Genomic DNA, 25,639 nt, shown 5'->3' with positions numbered 1-25,639 from the left:
GAGGCAATTCAGATGAACAGAAGGTTGAGAAAATTTTCGATGTTGTCACTTTTCTTCGCGTTATTCGTATCACTATTCGCTGCATGCGGCCAATCCGACAAAACAAGCAATGAAAGCCCTACGGCTCCTGCTGACAGTGCTGAGAGCGTCGATCCGTCTTCTTCCGATTCGGGGAAGAGTGCCGGTAAGTTGGAGGGGAAAGTCGTGTTCTGGTCCATGTGGAGCAGTTCGGAACCGCAAGCCAAAGTCATTGAAGCTGCGGTAGCCGATTTTAAGGCAGCCAATCCTCAGGTGGAGGTTGAAGTGAAATTCAATGGGCGAGATTTGTTCAAACTGATTAAACCCGCATTGGATGGCGGCGAACAAGTGGATATCTGGGAAGGGGATCCCTCAGGCGGCGGCGGATTAGCGACCTTGAAAGAGCATGTTTTTAAGCTCGACGATTTGCTATCGGAAAACGCCCTCGGTATGGACAAGTCAGTGAAGGACTCCATCCAACCGAGCCTTATGACTTGGGTCAATACGTTGTCCTCGAGCGTAGGGCTGGAAGAGGGGGGTTATGCGATTCCGCAACAGCCTTACGCGGTGCTGTTCTTTTACAATAAAGAAGTATACGAAAAAGCCGGGGTTACCGCCGTCCCGACCACTTGGGAGGAGTTCCTTGGAGTCTGCGAAATGATTAAAAAGTCCGGAGTAGCGCCTATTACGTTCGATGACGCCTACCGCGATCTGTTTATCGGAGGTTACCTGAGCAGCGCGATGGGCAGCGATTGGGTGGATCAATTGGTCAAAGACAAAACGGGCGAAATGTGGAACGATCCTATCGTTCATCAATTCGCGAATGATATCGTGATGATGAGGGAGAAGGGGTATTTCTCGGAGAAAATCGCCGGCAGCAAGTATCCCGCGGCTCAGCAGGATCTCGTTCTAGGACAATCGGCAACTTATTTGAACGGGACATGGTTGCCAATCGAAGTATCCAACACGGCCGGACCAGATTTCAAGTGGGGATCATTTCAATTTCCGAACGTGTCGAACGGCAACGGAAAAGGCGGGCAGCAAGGGCTTACCTTCGGTTCACAAGGAATATTAATGAATAAAAACAGCAAGAACATCCCGGCGGCGTTCGAGCTTGTCAAATACCTGGTTAGCAAAAAGGCACAAGAAGGTATGGTGAAGGAAGCGTTGGCTATACCGGCTACGATCGATACGGCATGGCCGGAGCCTCTGAAGGATGCTTCTGTAGCGTTTGAAAACGCAAGTGTCAATATACCTTGGGGAGGCGGAATCAACAATGCCGGAGATTTCGCTTCCGTATCGATCATACCGGTATTTATGGAATTAATCACAGGTAAAATCAATGCCGAGCAGTATGTAACGAAAATGATGGAAGCTGCCAAAAAATATTACGCGGGACAATAACATTACATCTGTGCCTTAAACGATATGCGGTAGTCGTAGCGGTTACCGCATATCGCTATCGTTTAGGAATATGGCATGTAGCTTTAGGAGGTGTTATCGTTGAAGCTCAAAAAGTCGGTAATCGCCCTATTCCTTTTTCCGGCTGTCACGATTTACTTATTGATCTTTTTATACCCGACCGTTCGGGCTGCTCTTATGAGCTTTTATGAGATCCCCGCTTTATCGAGCAAAATTGCAGAATGGCGTTTCGTGGGTTTGGATAATTATGAAGCTTTGATTCACAATTCTTATTTTGTAGGTTCCGTGCGGAATGTCATTGTCATATGGATTGCCGGTGGGGTAATTATTTTTATTCTGGCTTTTCTATTCGCGGCCATTATTTCTTCGGGGGTTCGAGGCAAAGGTTTCTGGCGCTCGCTCATTTTTCTTCCGAATACCGTATCGGTTGTCGTGTTATCCGTCGTGTGGCTGCAGTATATTTTTAACTCCAGTTTCGGATTTTTGACCGGCTTTTTTAAGTTTTTTGGATTGACGGGGCTTGCAAGCATCCAGTGGACGGACGATCAGCATATTTTCTTATCCATGCTTCTGGCTTACTGCTTCGGATCCATCGGTTATTTCATGCTTATTCTCGGAGCGGGGATGGATCGGATTCCCTTGGATTATTACGAAGCGGCGCTGCTTGAAGGAGCCGGGGTTTTTCGTAAATTTTTCATGATTACGCTGCCGCTGCTGCGCGACGTATTTCGAACGACTTTGGTGCTATGGACTATTTCGGCGCTTAATTTCTTTGTTTGGTCAGCCGTATTCGGATTGAAGAACCCCCAAACGATGACGCCGGGCTATTATATGTATCTAAAGGTATTCGGGGCCGATAAAACCGCGTACCAGCAGGAAGCATTCAATGTCGGTGCGGGTGCAACCATCGGCGTGATGATTATGTTGGCCATTCTTGCCTTATCCTATTTGATCAATTTATTTTTCCGCAAAGATCGCTTGGAGTACTAGGGGGGACGATGTGAAAAACAAAAAATCGATTCGGGTTGTTGCTTATATTCCGCTTGTTTTCTGGTTATTGTTTACGCTCGTGCTGTTCGGTTATACGTTTCTCGCATCTTTCAGCACGACGAGAGAAATATTCACCAATCGCTTGCTTCATAGCGGGTTTCATTTCTCGAATTATACGAATCTGTTCGAATTAGAAAGCATAGGCCGGTATTTTCTTAACAGCGTCATTTATACGACGGCGGCATGTTTCGGTATCGTCGCAGTTGCGGCTCCTGCCGCTTATATTCTGGGGCGCGTGACGTTCAGAGGAAAAAAACTCGTGGATACGATGTTCGTTTCGGCCTTATCGATCCCTGGATTGCTCATCTCTATTCCTTTATTCTCATTGTTCGTTTCGTTGAAGTTGACGGGTTCCATTCTGACATTGATCCTGATCTATATTTTTGTGAATGTGCCTTTCGGCGTGTTTTTGCTGACTGGATTTTTCTCTTCGATTCCGAAAGAACTGGAGGAATCGGCCGCAATTGACGGGTGCGGTCCGATTAAAGCCTTTATACGAATCATTATGCCGATCGCACAGCCTGGGATATTGACGCTTACGATCTTTAACTTCATGTCGGTTTGGAACGATTACTTTTTTGCACTCATATTCGCAAACAACGACAAAACGCACACACTGGCTCTCGCGCTTCAGTCTATCGTTAATGGATATACCAATTCCGGCAATTATGCCGGGATATTCGCAGCGTCGATGATCGTCTTTTTACCTACGTTTATTCTGTATTTATTCGTATCCGGCAAGATCGTTTCCGGAATTACGATCGGATCCGTGAAAGGATGAAAACACAGCTGAAGGATAGCCATATCTACAAAAAGCACTCGGCAGAGTGCTTTTTGTGTGCAGTTTAATGCGCCTATTCGCTCCTATACCTTATGGCATGGTTGAGAACCCCGAGATTCCAGATATGTTTAAGCGCGGGGGTATCAAAGCGTAATGGCCGCCGCTGCCTTATTTCATAGAGCTACAGGTACCCAGCCAGTTAACAGTGCGCCGCCCTCCGAATGATTATCGGCGGAAAGTTCACCTCCGTGCAGCCTTACAATTTTTTGCGAGATGGCTAATCCTAGTCCGCTGCCCCCGGTTGAGCGATTTCTAGATCCTTCGCCACGATACAGAGGTTCAAAAATTCGCTGCAATTCTTCCAAGGAGAAGCCTGGCCCCGTATCATGTATCGTAAACTTTATCTTGTTATCCACTTGATAACACTGGATAGTAATTTCGCCATAGGATGGTGTGTACCTGACGGCATTATCCAACAAGTTGTTCATCACACGTTCCAATAATTGCATGTCGCCTTTAATGAAGCAGTCATCTGAAAGATGGCTTGAGATCGAGATGTGCTTCTGCCGGGCTAAAGGACTTAGACTGTCAATGGACTTCTGGATGATGATTTTAAGATCCATTATCTTGTTGTGGCGTTTCATCTCTACATGCTCCATCTTTGCAAATGTGAAAAGGTCCTCTACTAATCGGTCTAATTGCGCCGATTTCTCTTTACATACTGCTATATATTTAGTTATTTGATCTGGAGACTGGGCGATGCCTTGCTCCAGACCGTCCAGGTAACCTCGTAAGGCGAACAATGGGGTTCGTAAATCATGCGCGATTGCTGTGATCACGAATCGGCGTTCTTCCTCCAATTCCGCTTGTTTTTGAAAAGATGCCCGGAGTCCTCTCACCATCACATCGAAACCATCCCGTACCTCTGAGATTTCGGTGATTCTGGACCGAGGCAATTCAACCTCCCAATCCCCAGCGGCGATTTGTCTAGCTGCAATGCTCATCCGTTCGAGAGGCTTCAGAAGGAATCTTCGGAATTCAATACCGATAATAAAGAAAGCCAGCAATAATCCGGCCAACATGGAGATGATTGGCATGGTATTTGATTTCGGTATATAAAGGACAACCTTTCCAAGTAACCGGCCGTCCTCTATGACAGAGAACCGTTCACTTGACGACAATCTGCTGGAGCTCTTTGGATTAGACCGGTAAATTTCATGATCTGAAGCGGATACAATCACCGCCTCCATCCGGGTCTGCTCCAATTGGTTATGCAATTCAATTTGCCAACTTGGATCCCTCCACTTGTCCGTGTTGCTTTCTATCAGGTGTATGGTCGCAGTCAAATTTTTTTGCAATATTTCACCCTGTGGCCCTCCATTTGCGAAGCTGAGCGTTCCTGTCTCCAGGAAGCGGGCAGAAACAAAGAAGATCCACGGCACTAACAGTAGAACGATAAAAATCAGTATGGTAAACGAACGAATGCGAAGAGTTCCCATACTATCCCCCCTCAAAGCGATACCCTACTCCCCAGATGTTGACCAGGTATTGAGGGTGATTCGGATCGGATTCGATTTTTTCGCGCAGACGACCGAGATGGACCCGAATCGTATGCTTATCGCCCACTCCATCCCACAATTTTGAAAGGATCTGTTCATAGGTAAAAACATGCTTGGGGTGCTCGAGAAATAGGAGTAACAGCTCATATTCCCTGGGTGTGAGCATGACATTTTTTCCATCTACCGCCACTTCTCTTGAAGATAAATTCAGTTTGATAGGGCCAAAATCCAGGACCCTGTCCTCCATTTGCAGCGGAGAAGCGGAACGCCGCAATACAGCCTTTATTCTCGCTACGATCTCACCGGGTGAAGCGGTTTTGATAATATAATCATCGCCGCCGAGCGTCAGCCCACGAATCTTATCCACATCATCGCTGCGTGCGCTCAAGAAAAGGATAGGAACGTTGCTCTCCGTCCGAATCCGCCGGCATAACTCCAATCCGTTTTGTCCCGGCATCATGATGTCAAGAACAATACAATGAATGGAGCTTTGCTCAAATATGGCCCATGCTTGAACGGCATCGCAAGCGGTTATTACTTTAAAATTTTCGTACACCAAAAAGTCTCTCAATAGTTCGACAATGCTTTGATCATCGTCTACAACCAGTATCGTAATGACTCCGCTCATGAATATCCCACCTTTGAGCCTAGTTTATCATTTTATTTACAAGAGCAAACGCAATCTCATGTTTTGTGATGGAATGTTTACTTTTTTGTTACCGTTTTTCGGCGTTGTTTGAGATATTCATTTGTTATGATCTTTTTACGGAAGCGGACGGCTAGGGGTGAAATCGGCTGAGATGGACGATCACAGGCTGAAGAATCTTCTGATAAAATAACTTTTCCATGATCGACCCGCCAGGTTCGAGGATCAACGTACCGACTGTAAATACAAGGAGGTTTATGAATGTTAACGGTTCAAATTGTGATTTATGACGGCTTCGATCTTCTGGATGCCCTTGCGCCTTACGAGGTTTTTTGCGCCGCTGAAATGTATGCCGAGAACGCGTTAAGTGTAGAACTCGTCACCGCTGAAGGGCCGAGGTCCGTCGCTAGCGGCACCAAAGGGTTGAAAATTGAAGCGAGCGGCAGACTGAGCCCGGAACAAGCGGGCATCATTCTCGTACCCGGCGCATCGGGCGACGTCAGAGGAGATGGTCCCGATTCGCCCCCGGCTATTCTGTCGCGGGCCGTGAATACAGAATTGACCGGAATGATCAGGCAGGCACTTGGACAAAAAGACACCATCGTCGCCACAGTTTGCGGCGGTTCTCTGTTGCTCGCCATGGCAGGACTCCTGGAGGGCAGACCGGCAGTAACGCATCATATGGGCATGAATGTACTTGGAGCAACCGGTGCCACTCCCATTCCGGCACGTTTAGTGGACAGCGGCAACCTGGTTACCGGCGGCGGCGTTACATCGGGACTCGATGTAGCGCTGTATCTGGTAGAACGAAAGCTTGGGCCGCGCATCGCACACGCGATAGAGCAACTGTTCGAATATGAACGGAGAGGAACGGTATGGCGTGAAGAGGGAATTGCGCCTGACTATCATGCAGCAGTGATTGATGAAGAAACGAGCATTGCAACGAACAAAGCGGGGATGTCTCACATCAAAGACATTAAATCATCCGGGGATTCTTGCTTTGACGGGGATTGGGATACGACAATCGCTACGCCTGTTGGGAAACTTGAGGTCAGGCTCTCCATCTCCATAAGGAATGGAACAATCCAAGGCAAGGCCACACAAGGGGAGGAGACGGTCCAGTTTATAACCCCTTTACTTCAAGGCAACAAGCTTACCTGGTCACTGCGCATCACGAAACCCCTGCGATTAAACCTGAAATTCGAAGTTGCTGCCGACGGAGATCAGATGACCGGATTCGCCAGGGCCGGTATACTGCCGGCATCCAAATTAACTGGCAAGCGGGTTTCCTGACATGCGAATGGGGAATAAAAGCGAAACGGAGGGAGCTTTGGACCACATGAAGAATCGGAAATCATTATACAGACTTTTAGCATGTATCAGTATTCTATTTATCCTTTACTCCCTGGTGGTCCATTTTATTAGCGATCCCGAAGCCACAGGATTTCTAAGCCGTAAAATTGGCCTGAAGCGAGAGCTTAATCTTCCAGTCTGGTTAACCGTCATGCGAGTTCATGTTGTGCTTGCCTGTATCGCCATGGCGACGGGGCTGCTAAACTTTTCCCGTAGAATTTTTGAAAAAAGCCGCAAATTCCACCGCATAAACGGCTATGTTTATTTAGTGTCCGTAATTCTTGTCGTGATTACTTCCGGCTACATGGCACCTTATGCTACTGGCGGGAAAATAAGCAGTATGGGTTTCAATGCTCTTAATATGATATGGCTGGTTATCACCCTTATGGCGCTCATAGAGATCAAAAAGAAACGGATCATCCAGCACCGGAACTGGATGATTCGAAGCTACGCCTTTTGTTTTACGAACATGACCATTCATCTCATTACTTTCCTTTTTTATCAGGGATTCGGTCTCCTTTACGTTACCAGCTATACAATTGGCGTTTACAGCTCTATTGTGCTGCTACTGCTGATTTCCAGCATCATTATTAAAATGATCGGTCAATCCGTTAGATAGCCCGGCTTATACATTTCATGAAACCGTAAAGGATTACACAGGCGCCACCTGTGTGCGGCTGCTGTAAGGCATGTTTTAGTGCTTTTTCAGCGGCTTTTTGATGATTATTCGGACTTTTTTCGAGCTGGGATTGCGCAGCATACCTAGACCTTCTTTGGCATCGTCTCCATTAATGTAAACCAAAACATGGGGGGAGTAAAGACAATGAAATATAACTTGCTTGGCAATACGGGAGTGCTGGTATCGGAGATAGGATTGGGAACAATGACATTCGGCGGTGGCGAAAAGTGGGGTGTTTTCGGCGGTCTTGGCGAAAAGGAAGCGGGCATTCTGGTCGATCAAGCGTTGGATGCCGGTGAGTGATTCGGCCAGGCGGAAGTGCTTCCGCGGGCGCAGGACGTCAAAGTCCTGCTGTGTCTGGACGATTCTCATTATTACATCCCTACTGAAAATGACCCCACGAAAAAGGGGTCTTGTCTGGTTTATGGATAGTATTTAACTGTGAAAATGACTGCGTTTCGTTTTTTTAGTCAGAAAAAAAGAGGCCTTGGCTTAAAACCAAGAACCCCTATGGTCTATTTACTGTCATATGCTTCATAAACTAATTTCTGCTTCCATTTGCCGGTGCTTTTCCGTATTCGAAATCAGCTGGTACAACCACATCCGAAAGTACGAGTTTACGTTCTGCAATGCCATGCCAACATAATGCAACACGCTGTAATCCGGTCTGGATAAGTGTACCATTATGCCATTAGTCACCTCTCGGAGCATCTTGCCGCAATTTCTGTGGAGGACAAGGCCGAATCCCACAGTTCTACTTCTCTAATCGTGTCGGAGAGGAGGCATTGAGGCCTGCTATATCAGGCCAGACTTCTGCAGCAGCCGCTCCATAACCGCTGCAACCTCAGCTCTCGTAATGTTAGCTTGTGGTGCAAGTATCGTACTGCTTCTTCCTGATACGATACCTGCCTGCAAGACGTCAGCAATGCTGGTTAGTGCCCAATTGGACGCATCCGCAGCATCTGTATATGAACGAAGCATCAGATCTGGCGCATGAACAGAAAGCTTGGCATTTAGTTCCGTAATCATCATCGCTTTAGCAATAATCACCATAGCTTGTTCTCGGGTAATTCTGTCATTTGGACGGAAGGTGCCATCTTCAAATCCATTGATCAGTTGGTAGGAGTAAGCCGTATTGATCGCGCTGCTAGACCAATCCGATGTCCCTACATCCGAAAATGCTGCTGCTCCGTTATTCAACGGAAGCCCCAGTCCACGAACAACAATTGCTGCAAACTCGGCGCGGGTAATGTCTTGATCGGGATTGAACTGATCATTACCAATGCCACCAATGACCATCCGTGAGCCCATGTTGTTCACAGCATCCTTTGCCCAATGTTGGGCGACATCCTTAAATTCAAGTGAATGCAAAACAATGGCGTACGTACTGTTCGTCAAGCTGCTTACTTTGGCGTAATACTTGCCATCGACAATGACAATTTTCGTTGGCACATGTCGAACGGTTCCGTCTTCCTGAATCACGACGCCGGTTGTGATCTTGTTAGGATCTACACCGTCTGGTATAGCGATAGTCCTTTCCACGTAGGCATTGAATGTGGATACTTCTTTCGTTATATCCCCATAAATAGCTCTAACTGTGAAGTGGAGCGGCGGGACTACAATTGTGAACTCTCCCTTAACGGCTGCGGTTTCTACAACCTGCATGGTATCCGCTAAAGGTGCAGCAATCTCGATCTGAATCTTAATGTCTTGAAGTGCTACATTCTCACCAAACTGCTTGGATAATGAATCGATATTGATTTGTTGTGCAGGCATGGTATAGGTAGCTTTCTCCGTTTTGATTTCCACGACAGCCTGCTTTTGCTCCATATATTTTACTAATTGACCGTTAAACTCTCCAACTGCAGCATCCGATTTCGTATTGACCGGAATCGTAATCACCGCACCTTGGCTTTCCGCCGCGAGCTTGTCCTCTAGCTTTTTCTGGTCAATGGTTACGATTGTAACGATCTGGTTTCTGACGGTAGCTGTTGTGGCAGTGCCCAGATTCTCAGCCTTGCCATTAACAAGCACAATAACTCCTGTGTTTATTGGTTCCTGAATGGATGGAGACTCCGTAGGTGCTGTTGGAACGGTTGTAGGGATTGCGCTCACTTCGTTTGAGTTTGTACTCTCCATGTTTCCTTTAACAGCCTTAACCACGAAGTAATACGTTGTACCATTTACAAGTCCTGTTACATCGCTACTATTTACCGATCCATCTACTGTTGCTGCCGCCGCCCCAAAATTATTGGGGGTTGTGCTATTGTATATTTTATAACTTGTCGAACCGTCCACTAGATTCCAAGTGAGACTGACTTTAGCATCTCCTGCTACGGCACTGACTATAGTGGGTGCTTCCGGTGCGCTGTTCACTGTCAAAATCGCGCTATTCGATGTTGCTTCTGGTAAGACACCTCCACTTGCGATCACCTGATACACGTAACCATTCAAGTCTGCTGTAGCACCTGTAATTGTTAATGTCGTTGTTGTCACGCCGCTGTATGGAGCATCATCGCTAATATTCGTGAAGCCCAAACCTGTGTTCACCTGCCATTGATACGAGGTTGCATGGGATGCAGTCACCGAGAAGGTTGTACTTCCACCCTCATCTACCGTTGCATCACTCGGATGGCTGGTGATTACTGGCGAAGGCACGGGCTGTTCTCCGATAATCGTAACCGAGCTTCCGTCGGTGGTAGCTTCCACCGTTAAGGAGAAGATCCCTGCCGCATTTTTTACGTTGATTTGGAAAGTAGCAGGCACGCCTGTCACCGGATCTCCTGAGTCGACGAGATGGGTTGCGGTATATCGATTGCCTACATTCGTGAACGTATCCGGGTTGCTGCCATTGATCTTGAAGCTGCCTAATTTGGTGACTGGCTCATCGGCAGTGAAGCTGAGCGTGATCGTATCGCCAATCGTGGCTTTTGTGGCATCTCCCGCATGATTCGATGCGATGCTTACATCGGTGATGACGGGCTGTTTCCCAATGATCGTAACTGTGCTCCCGTCTGTGGTAGCTTCCACCGTTAAGGAGAAGATCCCGGCCGCATTTTTTACGTTGATTTGGAAAGTAGCAGGCGCCCCTGTCACCGGATCTCCTGAGTCGACGAGATGGGTTGCGGTATACCGATTGCCTACATTTGTGAACGTATCCGGGTTGCTGCCATTAATCTTGAAGTTCCCTAATTTGGTGACCGGCTCATCGGTAGTGAAGCTGAGCGTGATCGTATCGCCAATCGTGGCTTTTGTGGCATCTCCCGCATGATTCGATGCGATGCTTACATCGGTGATGACGGGCTGTTTCCCAATGATCGTAACTGTGCTTCCGTCCGTGGTAGCTTCCACCGTTAAGGAGAAGATCCCGGCCGCATTTTTTACGTTGATTTGGAAAGTAGCAGGCGCCCCTGTCACCGGATCTCCTGAGTCGACGAGATGGGTAGCGGTATATCGATTGCCTACATTCGTGAATGTATCCGGGTTGCTACCATTGATCTTGAAGCTGCCTAATTTGGTGACCGGCTCATCGGTAGTAAAGCTGAGCGTGATCGTATCACCAATCATGGCTTTTGTGGAATCCCCAGCATGATTCGATACGATGCTTACATCGGTGATGACGGGTCCTGTCCCAGGAATGGCACTTGTTGTTTGTACTAGTGCAGGTACTATGCTTATGATCAAGCACAATAATAAAAAGACCACTGATATTTTATGTAAATAACTACGCATACGAGTCCTCCTCATTCTGAATAACACAACAATAATAAGTTCTAAAGCCAATTAGTACTTCCCATTGCAATATGAACGATCAATGGATACCCCTTTCATACTGCTTGCCATTGCTTTGTACTCTCACCTTCTGATCCCTCAATATTTCACTCACAATTTACCTGTAGCATTCTTTACCACCTTTCCAAAATGTCAACATTGAGAAGTTGATTGGTCACCAATATGGAGTACTCAACCAGTAAGCCAACCCAAGGTGGCGTTAGCGATACGGGGGTGCCCCTTTGAAGTATAACAGGGCGCAATGAAAGAATTCTGAAAGAAACTTTGAGCGGCAAACGAGTTGGAAGCAACATCTGGACCTGTTGGGAAACTTTCTTGCCGAGGAGAAAGGAATTCCGAAACATAGGGTAGTAGAGGGGGGGATGAGCATGAATATAGGTGGAAATGAAGTTATTGCTGCGCACGAGTATGAGAGGATTTTGAACAAGCGAAGCCGTACAGCATAGAAGGTAATGAACAGAATCTCGACCGGCTAGGTGCTGGCGGAATTGGTCTACTAGCTTTTGCAAAATGATATCGGCTTTAAACACTTATGCGATGACTCAAAATCGCCGCCGTTCACGTTCCCTGACGGGCATCGGACGGCGGTTTTTTTTTACTCTTGATTGCTCATTAAACGTTTCAGGCGTGCAGCAGTATCCGTTGAAGCTGTATAAATCATGATCTTCAGATCCGGATTGGTCGGCGGCTGTAAGGTCACATGTTCAAACTCCATCTCTCCGATACGGGGATCGTACCTCCGTTTGCGGCCGTCTGTTACGACCTGAACGTCATGCAGCGGCCAACTCTCGCGAAACAGCGGGCTGGTCTGCATAAATTCCTCAATAAGCTCCTTAAACCTCGGATCATTAGGGAAGTGTGCGTAGTCCGCACGAAAGCGTGCAATCATGATTTGTGTTTTGGTTTCCCAATCCTTTATGTCCAATCTCAGCTTGGTATCTGTCAAAAAACGTCTCATCCAATTGGGCTTGTGCTGCATTTGATGTGAAAATGACGGCAATTGGAAAACGAACTCAGCTGCTTTGTTCCATATGAGCAAGTCCCAGCATCTACCTAGTACGAACGCCGGATTCGGTTCAAGAGCCCTGATCATCTGCTCCAGACCCGCATTTAATTGCGGATCTTCTGCCTTTTCCTGTTGTACCGGTCTTGCAAGTAGATGGAGATGGCGGCACTCATCCTCAGTCAATCGCAGCGCCATGGCTATGTGATTAAGTACATCCTCTGATGGATTGACACTTCTGCCTTGCTCCAAAGAGGTGTACCATGATGTTCCGATATGGGCAAGCTGGGCCACTTCTTCCCTTCGAAGCCCCGGGGTCCGTCGTCTTCCATAGGATACTAACCCCACATCTTCCGGAGTAAGGCGTTCCCGGCGCGAACGCAAGAATTCACCTACCGACCTTCTGGAAGAAATCTCTTCCATGTATAACTCCCCCTTATCCTGACACTTTCAATCATACGATAAACGCAGGAAGGAAGCTACGTGCGCGTTCTATTATACTGCCAGTATAGCTTCTAAAAAACGTAGGAGGATTTGAAAAAATGAACATCTTTGTAACAGGAGCCACAGGTAAAGTAGGAAGCCGTTTTGTTCCGCGTATGTTACAGCGAGGCCATCATGTTAAAGTATTGGTAAGGGACGCTGCAAAGGCGGATTGGCTTCATCAGCAGGGAGCTGAACTTATAGAGGGCGATCTGTTGCAGCCGGGCGATTATGTTGACGCTATCCGTGGCGCCGATGCTGTGATTCACTTGGCAGCACAGTTCCGCGGGGTTGACGAGAACACCGCCAGAATTTCAAACATCGATGGCAGTATAGCTCTGGCACGCGCTGCTCTGCAGGCAGGTGTGCCGAAATTTGTTTTTTCCAGCACCAATAACGTATACGGTCCTGGAGGTTATTCAAGACCAAACCGTGAAGAAGACGAGCTTAGGCCTGCCTTTCCTTATCCTCAAACCAAAGTCGCGGCCGAGGCGGCTCTGCTGCAGCTTCACCGCGAACAGGGATTGGGCCTGCGTATAGTACGGCTTCCTTTTGTCTATGGCGACCGCGACCCTCATATCGCGGAATTTCTTCCGTTCATGCGCAATTGGAATCCAGCCAAACGCATGCATATGGTACACCATGCGGATGTAAGTCAAGCCCTGATGCTCGCAGCTTCCACCTTAGGTATTGATGGCAGAATCTACAATGTGGGCGATGATGCGCCGATCTCCGTTGCAGAGCTGCGTCAGCTTCATAATAGCGAAATACCGTCAGAAGCACGGCAACAGGAATTTGATCCATGGGACATGATCGTCGATACAACGCGTATAAGAGACGAGTTACATTATCGGCCGATTTACCCGTCGTTTTATTCGGCAAGAGATGCAGGTGCTCTCTAGTAAAGTTGAAGGGACCTGAGGGAGGGAGGACGATAGGGAGAAAAATAGCTCATTTATGATTAATCTCATCATAAATGAGCTGTTTTTGACCTTGGCGTTAGTAGCGGCCCGCTATGGCGTAAGCTTGGGAGCCTGGCGATGGTGTGTGTTTTGCTCGAAGGAATAAGCAAGCTTAATCAGAGTTGGCTCACTGAATGGACGTCCGAAGAAGTCCATGCCGACTGGCATATTGTCGCTCGTGAAACCTGCCGGAACCGTCACGGTCGGATAACCGGTGAAGGAGCTGAGCTTAAATCCGTTGCCGATCGTCTGGTTTCCGCCAATCTTCACAATTTGCTCAGCCGAGGTTGGGAAGATAAGCGCATCGAGATCGTGGTCCGCCATCATTCTCAGAACGGCCTGTTGAGCCAGCTTCGTACGGAACAGGATGATATCTTTGTATGCTTCGTCATCCAGGGTTTCTTTAGCATTGCGGTCCTTGAGTTGCTGGGCGATGGACGAATCGAACATGCCCGTCGAGATAATATCCGATAAAGTATCATAAGGCCGGTCGGATCCAAGCGACTCCAGGTAATCGTTAAACTGGAACTTGAATTCCCAGTTGCTTAAGCTTTCGAAGCCGTTGATTTCCGCAAAGTTCGGAATAGCGACGTTATCAAGGAGTATCGCCCCGGATTGCTTCAATTCGTCAATCGCATTGTCCATCACGGCATTCACTTCCTGATCGGTACCGAATACTTCCCGTACGATACCAATCCTTGCCCCTTGCAGGCCGTCCGCATTCAAATAATCTAAATAGGAGTCCGGGGTATGGCCGATACTGCTTGCGGTCGTTTCGTCGTTCGGATCGTAACCAACGGTAGCATCAAGAACGGCAGCTGCATCCGCTACGGTTCTGGCAATCGGGCCGCCTGTGTCTTGAGTTAGAGCAAGCGGCATGATGCCGTTCCGGCTGGTTAGTCCAATGGTAGGGCGAATGCCGACCAGGCTGTTGAAAGAGGAAGGCACCCGGATCGAGCCGCCGGTGTCGCTCCCCATCCCTACAGCCGCGAAGCTGGCGGCAATAGCAGCACCTGTTCCGCCGCTGGAGCCGCCCGGTACTCTTTCCAGATTGTAAGGGTTAAGCGTTTGTCCTCCAAGCGAGCTGGACGTCGTATAGCCAAAAGCAAATTCATGCAAATTCGCTTTAGCCAAAATAATCGCGCCAGCTTTTTTGAGTTTCATCACTTGGTAAGCGTCATCGGATGGAGTGCTGTCCTTCAGTGCCAGAGAGCCGCCGGTTGTCGGCATATCCGCCGTATCGAAGTTATCCTTCAGGATGACGGGTATACCGTGCAGCGGTCCGCGCGCTCCTTGTTTCTTCCGTTCTTCATCAAGCCCTCTTGCTAGCTCGATGGCAGCCTCATTAACTGCAATGATTGAATGAAGCTGTGGACCGTTGTCGTCGTATTGCTCCATTCGGTTCAAATAAAGCTCTACCAGCTCCTCTGAGGTCAATCTGCCCGATTTAAGCGCGTCCTGGATCGAGGCGATTGAAGCCTCTACAGGATTAAACGGCTGCAAATATTGATAGAGTCGATAAGCAATGATAGCCGCCTCAGAGTGTGTCAGCGCTTTGCCGAAGCCATAGCTGCTAGAGGATGTTCCTTTCATAAGTCCCGATGTTGCAATTACTTTAATGGAGGGCTGGTAGGCGATGTCTTTCACATCAAGAAAAGAGGGATCTTCCGGATAAGGCACATCTATAATTTGGTCTAGCAAAGCGGCGGCATTCTCACGTTTGATTACTGTGGAGTCCAAGGTATTTGTAATGTCTTGATCGTACCCCGCTGCATCGGCAACTTCGTTTAGCAAATGCACGAATTCATTTGCTTTAACTGCGCTTTCTCTGTTAGAGGATGTAAGGAAGCCGTTCGGAGCCCACTTCTGCGAAGCAAATTCATCCAGTTCTGTGTCGGCGTTTGCCGCGTACCCAGGTGCTGCCAGCTGGGAAAGAAGAAGTACTGCTGTAAATGCTCCACTAATCATGCGTAGTTTATTTTTGCTAATCATATCTCTCGCACTTCCCTTTCTATTATGTTAGTTTAATTAACATTATAATCGAAAGAGAAGTGAAATCAATATGATAAATGTAATGTTTTCTGACATTTGTACGTCTAATTACTCATTTTTTCATTAAGCTCGTAAGAAGAAAGGGGAACTAGTTATTTATACAGACATTTAAGTAAGCTGCGAAGCCGGTCTGATAATAAGCTCATTTACATCGACGCCTTCCGGCTGCTCGATGGCGTAAGCTATGGAGCGGGCGATGGCAGAGGCTGGAAGCGCAATGCGGCGATAATCTTTCATTAGTTGCCTTGCCCCTTCGTCTGTGATACTGTCGGCAAGCTCGGACTCAGTCACGCCCGGTGACACGAGGGTTGCGCGGATATTGCTCCCGGCCTCTTGCCGCAATCCTTCGGTGATCGCCCGAACGGCATATTTGGTAGCGCAATAGACCGCCGCGGTCGGGGACACCTCATAGGCACCGATGGAAGCCACATTTACGAATTGGCCGAACCCTTGCTCCCTCATGATGGGTAGTCCGGCAGCAATGCCATGGAGAACGCCGCGGATATTAACGTCGATCATTCGGTTCCACTCATCGATCTTTAAAGCCTCGAGCGGTGAGAGCGGCATCACGCCAGCATTGTTTACGACAACATCGAGCCGCCCAAACCGTTTTTGAGCCATGAGGACGATCGCCTTCATCTGATCAAGGTCCGTTACGTCGAGCTGTTGATAGGCGACTGAACCTCCTTCCGCGCGAATGTCGGATGCCAGGGCTTCCAGTCTTTCCAAGCGCCGGGCTCCGATGACAATATGAGCGCCTTGGCTAGCCAGCAGACGGGCCGTTGCTTCGCCAATCCCGCTGCTTGCCCCTGTAATGACAACAACTTTTCCATCACGTGCAGACATCATTCCTCGCTCCCCCCTCTGTGTTCTTCCAGATAAAGCACCATACCTGCATGGTACAGCACCCCGTCGACAAAATCGCCATCGGCCGTAAAACCTGTATCATCCACATATTCGATATGATCGCCTTCGATGGTATATCTTCCTTGATAAGCGCTCTTGCGGCCGCCGCGGGCTTCGTCGTACCTTCCGTTCGGCAGCAGCTCGTGCCGGATATAGCCGTCCGCGGTCACCCACATGCCGGCATAGGGATGCGAATCTACATGTTCGGTATTCATTTCACTCTCTCCTTCCACGTTTGAATGGTGGCTGGCACGCAATGCCATAACCTCCAATTGGAGCACATAGCCACAACTCCATTATGAACCGAATCGAAAGCGGGGCGGTAGCCGGATGGTTCGCTGTAATTGCCTAATTCTCCAAAATAGTATAAAGTTGAGTGGGTTAATCGAATAAAGGGGAGGCGATCAAATGGATGAAAGGTCCGTGAAGCGGAAAGAAGATTTAGCGCAAGTGGTCGAGCGGTTCGCAAAACAAGACGGCACACAGGAGACGTTGATTCCCGCCTTGCGTTTCATTCGTTCGTCCCTGGCATCCGAGCCGGTCTATTCGGTCTATGAGCCCTCTCTGTGCGTTGTGGTCCAGGGCTCGAAGCTCGTCATGCTGGGGCAAGAGAGTTACCGGTATGATCCAAACGGCTATTTGGTGGCTTCCGTACATTTGCCGATTACCGGACAGGTCCTGGAGGCTGAACCGGAAACGCCGTATTTAAGCCTTCAGTTGCAATTTGACATGGACCAAATTCTTGAGGTTATCCAGGCATCCGTTACAGTCGAGAGGCCCAAGCCCGAATCCGGGCGGCGCGGACTGTACATAAACGATATGAGCGATACGCTGCATGATGCCTTATTGCGGCTTGTCCGGCTGTTAGATACACCAAGCGACATTCCGGTACTTGCGCCGTATGCGATACGAGAGATTATTTACCGGGTTCTTCAGGATGAACAGGGCGCCGCCCTCAAAGAGTTTGCTTTGATAGGCAGCCATGCGCAGCGTATCGCGAAGGTGATCAAGCGGATGAACCGCGATTTCGCGATGCCCTTGCCCATTGAAGAATTAGCCGTGGAGGCCGGTATGAGCGCCTCGTCCTTGTATTATTACTTCAAGGAAGTAACGGCATTGAGCCCGGTCCAATATCAGAAGCAGCTCAGGCTTCAGGAGGCGCGCCGTTTGCTCTATTCAACAGCAATAGAAGCGGCTGATGCGGCGTTCCAGGTCGGCTATGAAAGCCCCTCGCATTTTAGTCGCGAATACGCGCGTATGTATGGCCATCCTCCGGTCAGGGACATCCGGCGTTTCCGTAATGAACTGCAAACCAGGAAGGCGTCCTCTTAGATATCTGATGCGCAGAGAGCTGGTCGAGAGAGGAAGTATTGAAATATGACCCGCAAGAAGTCACACTAATCGGCCGATGCATGGCTTGTCTCTTCCCGTTTTATTCATTCATGGCGCGCATGCAAAGCTCCCGGAGATGACAGGCGACGATTCGCTCCACGGTCTCTGGTGCATAGATCTCCGGGCGAAGCAATGCGAGGATCGTCAAGCCTTCGACGACTGCGGCCAGTCTAAGCGTTTCGAGTTCGATGTCTATCGACGAGGGAAGAAGCTTCGCCCCAGTCAGAAGATCGAGGACGGATTTAGTCAGGTAGTGAAGTCCGTCCGTGAGCTCGTCTTTTTTAATCTGTAATGCCGAACTTGTGAGGGAGCGGATGGCGAACACCCACCAGACGCCGACTGCAGTTCGTTTTTCCGTGTCCATAGGGAGTAACTCTAAAATCACTTCCTTCGCGGCCTTCATCGGAATACGACTTATCTCCAGCCCCTCTGCTCGGTCGACTCCTCTCGTCAAATAATAATCCACGATAAATAGCAGCAGCTCGTCCTGCGTTGAAAAATAATGCCGCAAGGCGCCGGGTGATAACCCGGCCGCAGCGGCGACGGCGCGGATTGACGCGTGCTCGATCCCCTTTGCTTCAATAATGCTCCATGCCGATTCGGCGATGAGCTTTCTTTTTTGTTCGTGGTCCACAATTTTCGGCAAGGCTCACACCTCTTGTTTTATTTAGCACACTGCATTAAAATAAATAACACAGTGTGCGATTTAGATATTATTCAGTTATAGCGCGTCGCGGTTACCACGTCAATAGTGCCGGACCTTGTTGTGATGGACGGGAGGGATTTAGGTGGAGGGCCAGTTCAACGGATTTCGTTTGCAATCGACCTGTTATAGCTGCAGAAGAATGTTTGATGTCTTCGAGGGAACTCAAGCTTACGACCGCGTGAAACGAAATCGTAAAGGAATGCATTGCTGTGAAGACTGCAAACAAAGGATCGAGCTTGAAGCGAGACTGCAGCTCGGAAGACGACTATTGACAGGCAAAGATTAGATTTCAAGACAGAACGGGCTGTCCGGCAAATGGATGGCCTTGAAACTTGACGTTGCAGACAGCGCTGGGAACCGTATCATAAGTAGGGATAATGACATAATATAGATGTCTTTAATAAAGGGTTAGGCGGCACTTGTGTTGTAAAGATGACGAGTGAAAAAAATGGGATCCAAAAAACATTTACATTAGGGGTGGAAAATTTGTTATAATCAAAAACAGACCAGTCGGTATCTTAGGAGGAAACATTAAATTTGGATACAAAGTCGCTAATGATTGATACGGCTACAATGCTTTTTCAGCAAAAGGGTTATAAAACAGTAGGGCTCAATGAAATCTTAAAAGCCTGTAACGTTTCAAAAGGAGCGATATACCATCATTTCCCAAATGGCAAAGAAGAACTCTTAATTGCTTGTTTACACGACCTGAAAGTAGCCATTACGACGGATATCGAAACTATTTTCAGGGGGCATCGATCCACTAAGGAAGCGGTACAAGCTATACTTCATAAGTTAATTCACAACTTAGAGACAGAGGACACCATTACTGGCTATACATTTAGCAGTATTGTCAGTGAAATGGCCACGGTGAGTGAACCTGTCCGCAATGCATGCAGTGCACTATACGAAAACATCCAGCACATTTACTCTGCGAAACTTGTAGCGGAAGGGTTCACGAATGAATCAGCTTCGGAAATTGCATTGATGTTAACGGCTTCGATTGAAGGTGCAATGATGCTTTGTTTAACGCAAAAATCAACAGATCCTTTAAAAACGATCGCTAAACGATTACCGAATTTATTTGTATAATCGTCGCTGCATTTGCCCCTGTATGAAGCGAAATGGCTAAGGTCTGAAATCATTATTCTGAGAGGAAGAAAAAATTGAATCAAGAAACAAGATTGCCAAGAAACGGTAAGGAGGGCGCGTTGTACGGTGTAATCATCTGTTCACTGACAGCTCTGTTTATGACTTCATTAAATACCACTCTAGCTGTCAAGGACTTCAATGGAGACGTTGCGATAACAATCCTTAAGACGTTTCCGATCATGCTGGTTATTGCCATGATACTTGAATCGGTTCTTATTGGTCGAATTGCTGAAAAATTAGCAGGAAAGTTTACACAACCAACGGACAGCTTTAATGCCAAAATGATGTTCCGCATCTTATTCACTGTCATAGGTATGTCAGCCTGCATGACGCTTATTGGTAATGCTGTAGGAAATGGGTTTAGTTCTGAAATCTTTCGTAACTGGGTAACGAACTGGCCAAGAAATTTCATGATTGTACTTGCCGCTGAGAGCTTGGTAATCCAACCAATTGCACGATTCGCGATGGTGAAGCTGCATGCTTCTCAAGATAAAAAAGTCGAGTACGCATAAGATGCCATAATAAGGGGGATCGGAAGGTACCCGAAAAGCTGCCATTTCAGCCCACGCGGGGAACCGTGTCACAAGTGGTGCGAATTAATGAGTAAGCGCACTGCGGAACTTTTTCCGCAACCTGCCGGAAAAAGCCGCTATACAAGCGGCTTTTGTTTTGTGATTGGAGCGGGGGCTGATTTGGTCCGGTACCAGGCATAGGATTCGGTTATAATATCGAGCAATGCAAGCACTATGGTGGCATTTACGAGCCATTCGTTCACCTTGGGCCACAACGACACCAGGGTATCGAAGTCCTTTCCTTCAGGGGATAAATGGCTCAAGGCGATCAAATCCTGGATGAAATCGGGATTCAACAGCGCATTATCCGCAAACAGGGTACACATCAGCACCGTTATAATAAGGGTCACCACGATATGGAAAACCAGCAATTTGCCTGATCTTTGCTGCACAATAATTCGTACGATTTCCCTCAAAATGGAGAAGGCGGCTACCATCCACAGAAGCGGCCAATAGTGCCGGAATACATCGTTGTTCAGGAATGAAACGACCGTGAGCGTGCCGTCGTGGAGCCTCCAAACCCCGAGCAGATCGGTCGAATAGAGACAAATCACCAAGACCACAATGGTAAAAAAGATGCTTGAGATCGGTCCGCTCCTTTTGATTTGCGTCTTCGCATCCGGAATCGGCGGCAAATCGGAGGGCTTCCACGCTTTATTCCTGCTGTCGTTGCCGGCGACATTTAGCCGCTGCCTACGCTCGATCCAAGCAAAAATAACGGTGACCCAAACGAACCCTTGTGCAGCGGCCGAAACGAGAGAGGTCAGGTAGTTTGCAATCGGGTCCAGTATCCCCGAATGGGAAACGAAGGTCTCGATGGCCCAAACGGCGGTTAATCCTATGGCGATAGAGGCCATCACAATCTTTAATATAGTCAAGTAAGCATCGAACAACATCGGACCGATCAAGTAACGCTCGTACCCGCGATACTTTGCGGCCAGCTCATTCGGATGGCCCAGCTCAAGCAGCACACGTTCGACATCTTCTTTCGCAATTGGACCATCTGGTATGCGCTCCTCCAGCATATCTTCAATCAGGCTTTGCAGTTCCTGTTTAATATCCTCTCTTTGCTGCTTAGGCAGACGCTGCGTCACCGCATAAATATAACGGTCAATGACTTCCATGCTGCTCTCCTCCATTTTCGGTCAAAATACCTTCCATGCTGGCGACTAGCTTGCGCCACTCTTGGGACAGTCCCGCATATACTTCCTTCCCGAGCGGGCTGAGCAAATAGTATTTACGGGGGCGCGAATCATTCGTATCCCATCTGCTCTCCAACAGCTCCTGTTTCTCCAGCCTGCGAAGCAAGGGGTACAAGGTGCCTGGATCAACAGGGATTCCCTTTTCCTGCAACAAGGGCACAAGGGAATAGCCATACCGCGGTTCGGATAATTGACTGAGCACGCTAATGACAATCGTGCCTCGCCGCAGCTCGCTCAATAACCCCATTATCGTTTCATTTACATCCGCCATATGATCAGCTCCTGGAGTTATTATACTGTGTGTCACACACTATTGTAAAGATGACGATATAATTGATTTCATCTTATATCAAGGTCATGAGCTAGTCGGAGGACGATGCTTGGAGAAGAAGCTCGAAACGCTCTCTGTCGAAGCCTTTTAGCTCATCTTTTTTTCATTGACATCACAGCTGAGAACCATTATCATTGAGTCGTGAGATTTAAATGAGAATCATTTTCAGCGAAGGGTGGTTGTCGATGTCGCGGTTAAAATAAAGACTCGTGTTCTCATCCCGGTGCAAGGTGGCGTTTATTCGGACGGTAAGCGTATTCACCACCAGCCGACGGAAGAAGCGGCAGCCTAGGTCTAAGCTACGTCTATGCCCGGGCAGAAGTCCCGGCCAAAGCCTAATAAAAACATTTATCTGGAGGCAACTACATATCATGAAAAAATTGCTAAGCATTATGGCGGTATCTATAGTTATGGCCTTTATCGTCGCAGGATGCGGCACCAATAATAAGAACGAAGCCGGGGCATCGAACAACGCAAGTCCTGCAAGCCCTTCAACAGAAGCCAACACGGGCGCATCTGGCGAATCGCCGGCACCGGAAGCTTCCAGCCCGATCGTCATTAAGCATGCCAAAGGCGAAACGACATTAGACAAGCCGGCGCAGCGCGTCGTCGTGCTCGAATGGATTTTCACCGAGGATCTGCTCGCGCTGGGTTTGCAGCCGGTTGGGAACGCAGACAACAAGGAGTTCGCCATTTGGGTGACTCCCGAAGTTCCGCTGGCTGGCGACGTAACCGACGTAGGATTGCGCTGGGAGCCGAGCATGGAGACAATCGCTTCATTGAAGCCGGATCTCATCATTTCCAACACCGACAACAACGCAGCTATCTACGACCAACTGAATGCCATTGCGCCGACCATCGAATTCGATCCGTATCCGGATGACATTGACCAATACACGAGAACCATCGACATCTTTAATACCATTGCGACTGCAGTAGGCAAGGAAGCCGAAGCCGACAAGTACCTGGCCGACCTGGACCAATACTATGCAGATGTCAAAGCTAAGCTGGCCGCAGCGGGCAAAGAAAATTTCAAGTATGTCCTGACCCAGGCGTTTACCTCGCAGAACAATGCGTTATTGAGATTGTTCACGGATTCGTCCGTCGTCTCCCAGACGTTGGACCGTATCGGTCTTGTAAATGAGTGGAAATCAGACAAGTTCATGAAATACGGCTACACAGACTCGACCATCGAGGCTCTTCCCGCGGTAGAGGGCACCAACTTCATCTATATCGTGGAAAAGAAGGACGATGTCTTCGCCAACGCGTTGAAGGACAATTCGATATGGAAAGGTCTTAACTTTGTTAAAGAAAATCGCACCTATGCTTTGGACGGAAGCACCTGGACGTTCGGTGGCCCGACCTCTTCGAAGGTTCTCGTGGAACGCATCGTCGAAGTTTTGACCAAATGAATACGGCCATAGATACGAATAAGCCATTTTCAAGTACGACCAGCAGTAAAAGTATAATTGCGATATTCGGAGGCGGCATCGCAGCCCTCGTGATTCTCATGTTCGCGAGTTTATGCTTCGGGGAGGCCAAGGTTTCCGTATCTACGGTCATCGCCTCCCTGCAGAACCGGCAGGACCTGATGGATCACAATCTGGTATGGGATATCCGGATGCCCCGCATGATACTGGGTCTTCTTACCGGTGCCGGGCTGGCAATTGCCGGAGCTCTGCTCCAGACGATCACCAAGAACCCGCTGGCCGCCACGGATACGCTTGGTATTAACGGCGGCGCGTATTTCATGGTTGTGCTGGGCACGATTTTCTTTCCTGCCATCCTTCATCAGTCGCCTTTCCTCATCGCTGTTCTGGGAGGAACGGCTGCCGCTATGGCAGCCTATATTTTGGCAGGTGGCAAAGCGTCAAGTCCCATCCGGCTAGCGCTATCGGGAATGATCGTGTCGCTCGTGCTCGGGTCCTTCACGAACGCGCTGCATATTTTCTATGCGTATGAATCTCAATCTTTATTCTTATGGGGCGCAGGCTCGCTTAACCAGCTGGATTGGAGCGGGGTGCAGTATGCTTGGCCGTGGACGATGGGAGCGGTCGTTCTGGCTTTCCTGTTCGGCAAGCAATTCGACGTACTGAATCTGGACGAAGCGACGGCCAGGTCGCTCGGGCAGAAGGTCGACCTTACCCGGTTTCTCGGTTTGGCGCTTTCTGTGCTTATGGCGGCCGTCGTCGTCAGCGTCGCGGGTCCGATCGGATTCGTGGGTCTGGTCGCTCCCCATCTTGTCCGTCTAAGCGGGCTGCGTTCGCACCGCTTGCTTATTCCGGCCACTGCGTTGTGGGGGGCCGTCCTCATTACCGGTGCAGATGTTCTTGCCCGTATGGTGCGCAGCGGAATGGGGGAGGTGCCCGTCGGCGCGGTCATGGCCGTCATCGGAGCGCCGTGGTTAATCTGGCTGGTCCTGCGGAAAATGAAAGGGATATCCGGCTCGGCGGGCAGCGTCTCCATGAGCGTCCTGGGCCAACCGATGAAGATCCGTTATACACGGCTGGCCGTCATTTTGCTCGTGCTCGTTATTGCGCTTATTTTGGTAAGTTTAACAATGGGAGCGACGCAGGTACCGATCAGGCAGCTATGGGCAAGCCTTATCGGCTCTGACAGCGCTGCGAGCTATTCGGTCATTATTAACTTGCGGCTGCCGCGGACTTTGGTATCGGCCGGAGCGGGTATTGCCCTGGCGGTCAGCGGCGTGCTCATCCAAAGCACGGTCCGCAATCCGCTCGCCGACGCCTCGATAATAGGCATCACCTCGGGTGCGGGCTTCGGAGCGCTTGCGGTGCTCATTGCCTGGCCGCAGCTGCCGATCTCGCTGCTGCCCATCGCGGCAATCATCGGTGCCGTGGGATCCGCCGCGATCGTCTTCGCTTTCGCTTGGCGCAAGGCGCTTAATCCATCCGTTCTGATCCTGCTCGGCATTGCGGTATCGGCAATCGGTGCGGCAGGCATCCAGGTGCTGATCGTGCGCGGCTCGCTCTGGGGAAGCACGGGCTTCATCTGGCTGACCGGCACGACTTACGGGCGCAACTGGGATCAGGTGATTACCATCGCGTTATTCCTGCTCGTGCTGCTTCCGATTGCCTGGAGTCTGGGGCGGCGGTTCGACCTGCTCGGATTTGGAGATGACAGCTCCGTCGGCTTCGGCTTGCCGGTTCGCGGTACGAGATTGGCCGCCATGGCCGTCGGCGTGCTCCTGGCGGCGGGCGCCGTCGCTTGTGTCGGTACGATCGGCTTCCTGGGCTTAATGGCGCCACATGCTGTCCGTATCCTGATTGGGCATAACACGAGGCGCTCAATCGTGCTTTCCGGCCTGCTGGGGGCGCTGCTCCTTGTGCTGGCGGATACGGTTGGCCGGACAGTGATGGCTCCCAAGGAAATCCCGTCCGGAATATTGATCACGCTGCTTGGAGCGCCTTACTTCCTGTTTATCATGTTCCGGACTTTTACGCGCAGAGCGTGACAGCTGTCTGCGACTAAATCCTATAAAGTCAGGCCGATCCTATAGCTACAGTTAACGGCTCTCTACAAATGAACGGCTTGGCGGACGAAAATTCAATGAAGTA

At 49.1% G+C, this 25,639-nt stretch carries 22 protein-coding genes; 12 read left to right on the top strand and 10 right to left on the bottom strand.

Annotated features, from left to right (window positions below; all coding sequences use genetic code 11):
• The first annotated feature begins 12 nt into the window (after window positions 1-12).
• The 3 genes from IEY46_RS28555 to IEY46_RS28545 all read left to right on the top strand — a co-directional run bounded on the left by IEY46_RS28555 (window position 13) and on the right by IEY46_RS28545 (window position 3,271).
• Window positions 13-1,422: an ABC transporter substrate-binding protein gene (locus IEY46_RS28555; protein WP_188997556.1), complete on the top strand. Its 1,410-nt coding sequence runs from the start codon at window positions 13-15 to the stop codon at window positions 1,420-1,422.
• Between the two features lie 99 nt (window positions 1,423-1,521).
• On the top strand, window positions 1,522-2,430 hold the full coding sequence (locus IEY46_RS28550) for a carbohydrate ABC transporter permease (protein WP_188997554.1): 909 nt from the start codon (window positions 1,522-1,524) through the stop codon (window positions 2,428-2,430).
• 10 nt (window positions 2,431-2,440) lie between these two features.
• Window positions 2,441-3,271 carry a carbohydrate ABC transporter permease gene (locus tag IEY46_RS28545; RefSeq protein WP_188997552.1) on the top strand — a complete coding sequence of 277 codons (831 nt, stop codon included), beginning with the start codon at window positions 2,441-2,443 and terminating at the stop codon, window positions 3,269-3,271.
• Window positions 3,272-3,444: 173 nt separating this feature from the next.
• Here the strand turns inward: IEY46_RS28545 and IEY46_RS28540 are convergent, their stop codons facing one another.
• Both IEY46_RS28540 and IEY46_RS28535 read right to left on the bottom strand, forming a co-directional pair.
• A complete protein-coding gene (locus IEY46_RS28540; protein ID WP_188997550.1) occupies window positions 3,445-4,770 on the bottom strand; it encodes a sensor histidine kinase in 1,326 nt (441 codons plus the stop codon).
• 1 nt (window position 4,771) lies between these two features.
• On the bottom strand, window positions 4,772-5,458 hold the full coding sequence (locus IEY46_RS28535) for a response regulator transcription factor (protein WP_188997548.1): 687 nt from the start codon (window positions 5,456-5,458) through the stop codon (window positions 4,772-4,774).
• Between the two features lie 279 nt (window positions 5,459-5,737).
• On the opposite strand from IEY46_RS28535, the gene IEY46_RS28530 reads away from it, so the two are divergent.
• The 3 genes from IEY46_RS28530 to IEY46_RS28520 all read left to right on the top strand — a co-directional run bounded on the left by IEY46_RS28530 (window position 5,738) and on the right by IEY46_RS28520 (window position 7,811).
• Window positions 5,738-6,769: a DJ-1/PfpI family protein gene (locus tag IEY46_RS28530; RefSeq protein ID WP_188997547.1), complete on the top strand. Its 1,032-nt coding sequence runs from the start codon at window positions 5,738-5,740 to the stop codon at window positions 6,767-6,769.
• Window positions 6,770-6,815: 46 nt separating this feature from the next.
• A complete protein-coding gene (locus tag IEY46_RS28525; protein WP_188997545.1) occupies window positions 6,816-7,448 on the top strand; it encodes a DUF2306 domain-containing protein in 633 nt (210 codons plus the stop codon).
• A gap of 204 nt (window positions 7,449-7,652) precedes the next feature.
• Window positions 7,653-7,811, top strand: a complete 159-nt coding sequence (locus IEY46_RS28520; RefSeq protein WP_188997544.1) for a hypothetical protein — start codon at window positions 7,653-7,655, stop codon at window positions 7,809-7,811.
• Between the two features lie 492 nt (window positions 7,812-8,303).
• Here IEY46_RS28520 and IEY46_RS28515 read toward each other — a convergent pair whose 3' ends face one another.
• Window positions 8,304-11,240: an S-layer homology domain-containing protein gene (locus IEY46_RS28515; RefSeq protein ID WP_188997543.1), complete on the bottom strand. Its 2,937-nt coding sequence runs from the start codon at window positions 11,238-11,240 to the stop codon at window positions 8,304-8,306.
• 655 nt (window positions 11,241-11,895) lie between these two features.
• Window positions 11,896-12,726 carry a helix-turn-helix transcriptional regulator gene (locus IEY46_RS28510; RefSeq protein ID WP_188997541.1) on the bottom strand — a complete coding sequence of 277 codons (831 nt, stop codon included), beginning with the start codon at window positions 12,724-12,726 and terminating at the stop codon, window positions 11,896-11,898.
• A gap of 119 nt (window positions 12,727-12,845) precedes the next feature.
• Between IEY46_RS28510 and IEY46_RS28505 the strand changes: the two genes are divergently transcribed.
• Window positions 12,846-13,688, top strand: coding sequence for an NAD-dependent epimerase/dehydratase family protein (locus IEY46_RS28505; protein ID WP_188997540.1), 843 nt, complete (start codon window positions 12,846-12,848; stop codon window positions 13,686-13,688).
• Window positions 13,689-13,799: 111 nt separating this feature from the next.
• Here IEY46_RS28505 and IEY46_RS28500 read toward each other — a convergent pair whose 3' ends face one another.
• The 3 genes from IEY46_RS28500 to IEY46_RS28490 all read right to left on the bottom strand — a co-directional run bounded on the left by IEY46_RS28500 (window position 13,800) and on the right by IEY46_RS28490 (window position 16,921).
• Complete coding sequence (locus IEY46_RS28500) at window positions 13,800-15,740, bottom strand: amidase family protein (RefSeq protein WP_229750605.1); 1,941 nt, start codon at window positions 15,738-15,740, stop codon at window positions 13,800-13,802.
• A 168-nt stretch (window positions 15,741-15,908) separates the two neighbouring features.
• Complete coding sequence (locus tag IEY46_RS28495) at window positions 15,909-16,646, bottom strand: SDR family oxidoreductase (RefSeq protein ID WP_188997618.1); 738 nt, start codon at window positions 16,644-16,646, stop codon at window positions 15,909-15,911.
• Window positions 16,646-16,921 (bottom strand): Atu4866 domain-containing protein, encoded by a 276-nt coding sequence (locus tag IEY46_RS28490; RefSeq protein ID WP_188997539.1) that lies wholly within the window; start codon window positions 16,919-16,921, stop codon window positions 16,646-16,648. The genes IEY46_RS28495 and IEY46_RS28490 overlap by 1 nt, the downstream gene beginning before the upstream one ends.
• A 193-nt stretch (window positions 16,922-17,114) precedes the next feature.
• On the opposite strand from IEY46_RS28490, the gene IEY46_RS28485 reads away from it, so the two are divergent.
• Entirely contained in the window at window positions 17,115-18,038 is a 924-nt protein-coding gene (locus IEY46_RS28485; protein WP_188997537.1) for an AraC family transcriptional regulator, read from the top strand.
• 100 nt (window positions 18,039-18,138) lie between these two features.
• Here the strand turns inward: IEY46_RS28485 and IEY46_RS28480 are convergent, their stop codons facing one another.
• Window positions 18,139-18,744 carry a TetR/AcrR family transcriptional regulator gene (locus IEY46_RS28480; protein ID WP_188997535.1) on the bottom strand — a complete coding sequence of 202 codons (606 nt, stop codon included), beginning with the start codon at window positions 18,742-18,744 and terminating at the stop codon, window positions 18,139-18,141.
• Window positions 18,745-19,341: 597 nt separating this feature from the next.
• Between IEY46_RS28480 and IEY46_RS28475 the strand changes: the two genes are divergently transcribed.
• The gene (locus tag IEY46_RS28475) at window positions 19,342-19,896 is read left to right on the top strand and encodes a TetR/AcrR family transcriptional regulator (protein WP_188997534.1); all 555 of its coding nucleotides are present in this window, start codon (window positions 19,342-19,344) and stop codon (window positions 19,894-19,896) included.
• Window positions 19,897-19,970: 74 nt separating this feature from the next.
• On the top strand, window positions 19,971-20,468 hold the full coding sequence (locus IEY46_RS28470; RefSeq protein ID WP_229750604.1) for a DUF2798 domain-containing protein: 498 nt from the start codon (window positions 19,971-19,973) through the stop codon (window positions 20,466-20,468).
• A 137-nt stretch (window positions 20,469-20,605) separates the two neighbouring features.
• Here the strand turns inward: IEY46_RS28470 and IEY46_RS28465 are convergent, their stop codons facing one another.
• Window positions 20,606-21,652 carry an HAAS signaling domain-containing protein gene (locus tag IEY46_RS28465; RefSeq protein WP_188997532.1) on the bottom strand — a complete coding sequence of 349 codons (1,047 nt, stop codon included), beginning with the start codon at window positions 21,650-21,652 and terminating at the stop codon, window positions 20,606-20,608.
• Window positions 21,639-22,001: a PadR family transcriptional regulator gene (locus IEY46_RS28460; RefSeq protein WP_188997530.1), complete on the bottom strand. Its 363-nt coding sequence runs from the start codon at window positions 21,999-22,001 to the stop codon at window positions 21,639-21,641. Before IEY46_RS28460 ends, IEY46_RS28465 begins: the two co-directional genes overlap by 14 nt.
• Before the next feature lie 431 nt (window positions 22,002-22,432).
• Here IEY46_RS28460 and IEY46_RS28455 point away from each other — a divergent pair, with 431 nt between their 5' ends.
• Both IEY46_RS28455 and IEY46_RS28450 read left to right on the top strand, forming a co-directional pair.
• Window positions 22,433-23,473, top strand: coding sequence for an ABC transporter substrate-binding protein (locus IEY46_RS28455; RefSeq protein WP_188997528.1), 1,041 nt, complete (start codon window positions 22,433-22,435; stop codon window positions 23,471-23,473).
• Window positions 23,470-25,536, top strand: coding sequence for an iron ABC transporter permease (locus IEY46_RS28450; RefSeq protein WP_188997527.1), 2,067 nt, complete (start codon window positions 23,470-23,472; stop codon window positions 25,534-25,536). The genes IEY46_RS28455 and IEY46_RS28450 overlap by 4 nt, the downstream gene beginning before the upstream one ends.
• Window positions 25,537-25,639: the final 103 nt, after the last annotated feature.

Origin of the sequence: Paenibacillus nasutitermitis (genome assembly GCF_014641075.1) — a bacterium.
In the GTDB taxonomy this organism is placed as follows: domain Bacteria; phylum Bacillota; class Bacilli; order Paenibacillales; family Paenibacillaceae; genus Paenibacillus_Z; species Paenibacillus_Z nasutitermitis.
Note: the sequence above shows the minus strand (reverse complement) of the source record. Positions and strands in the feature narration are given on the sequence as shown.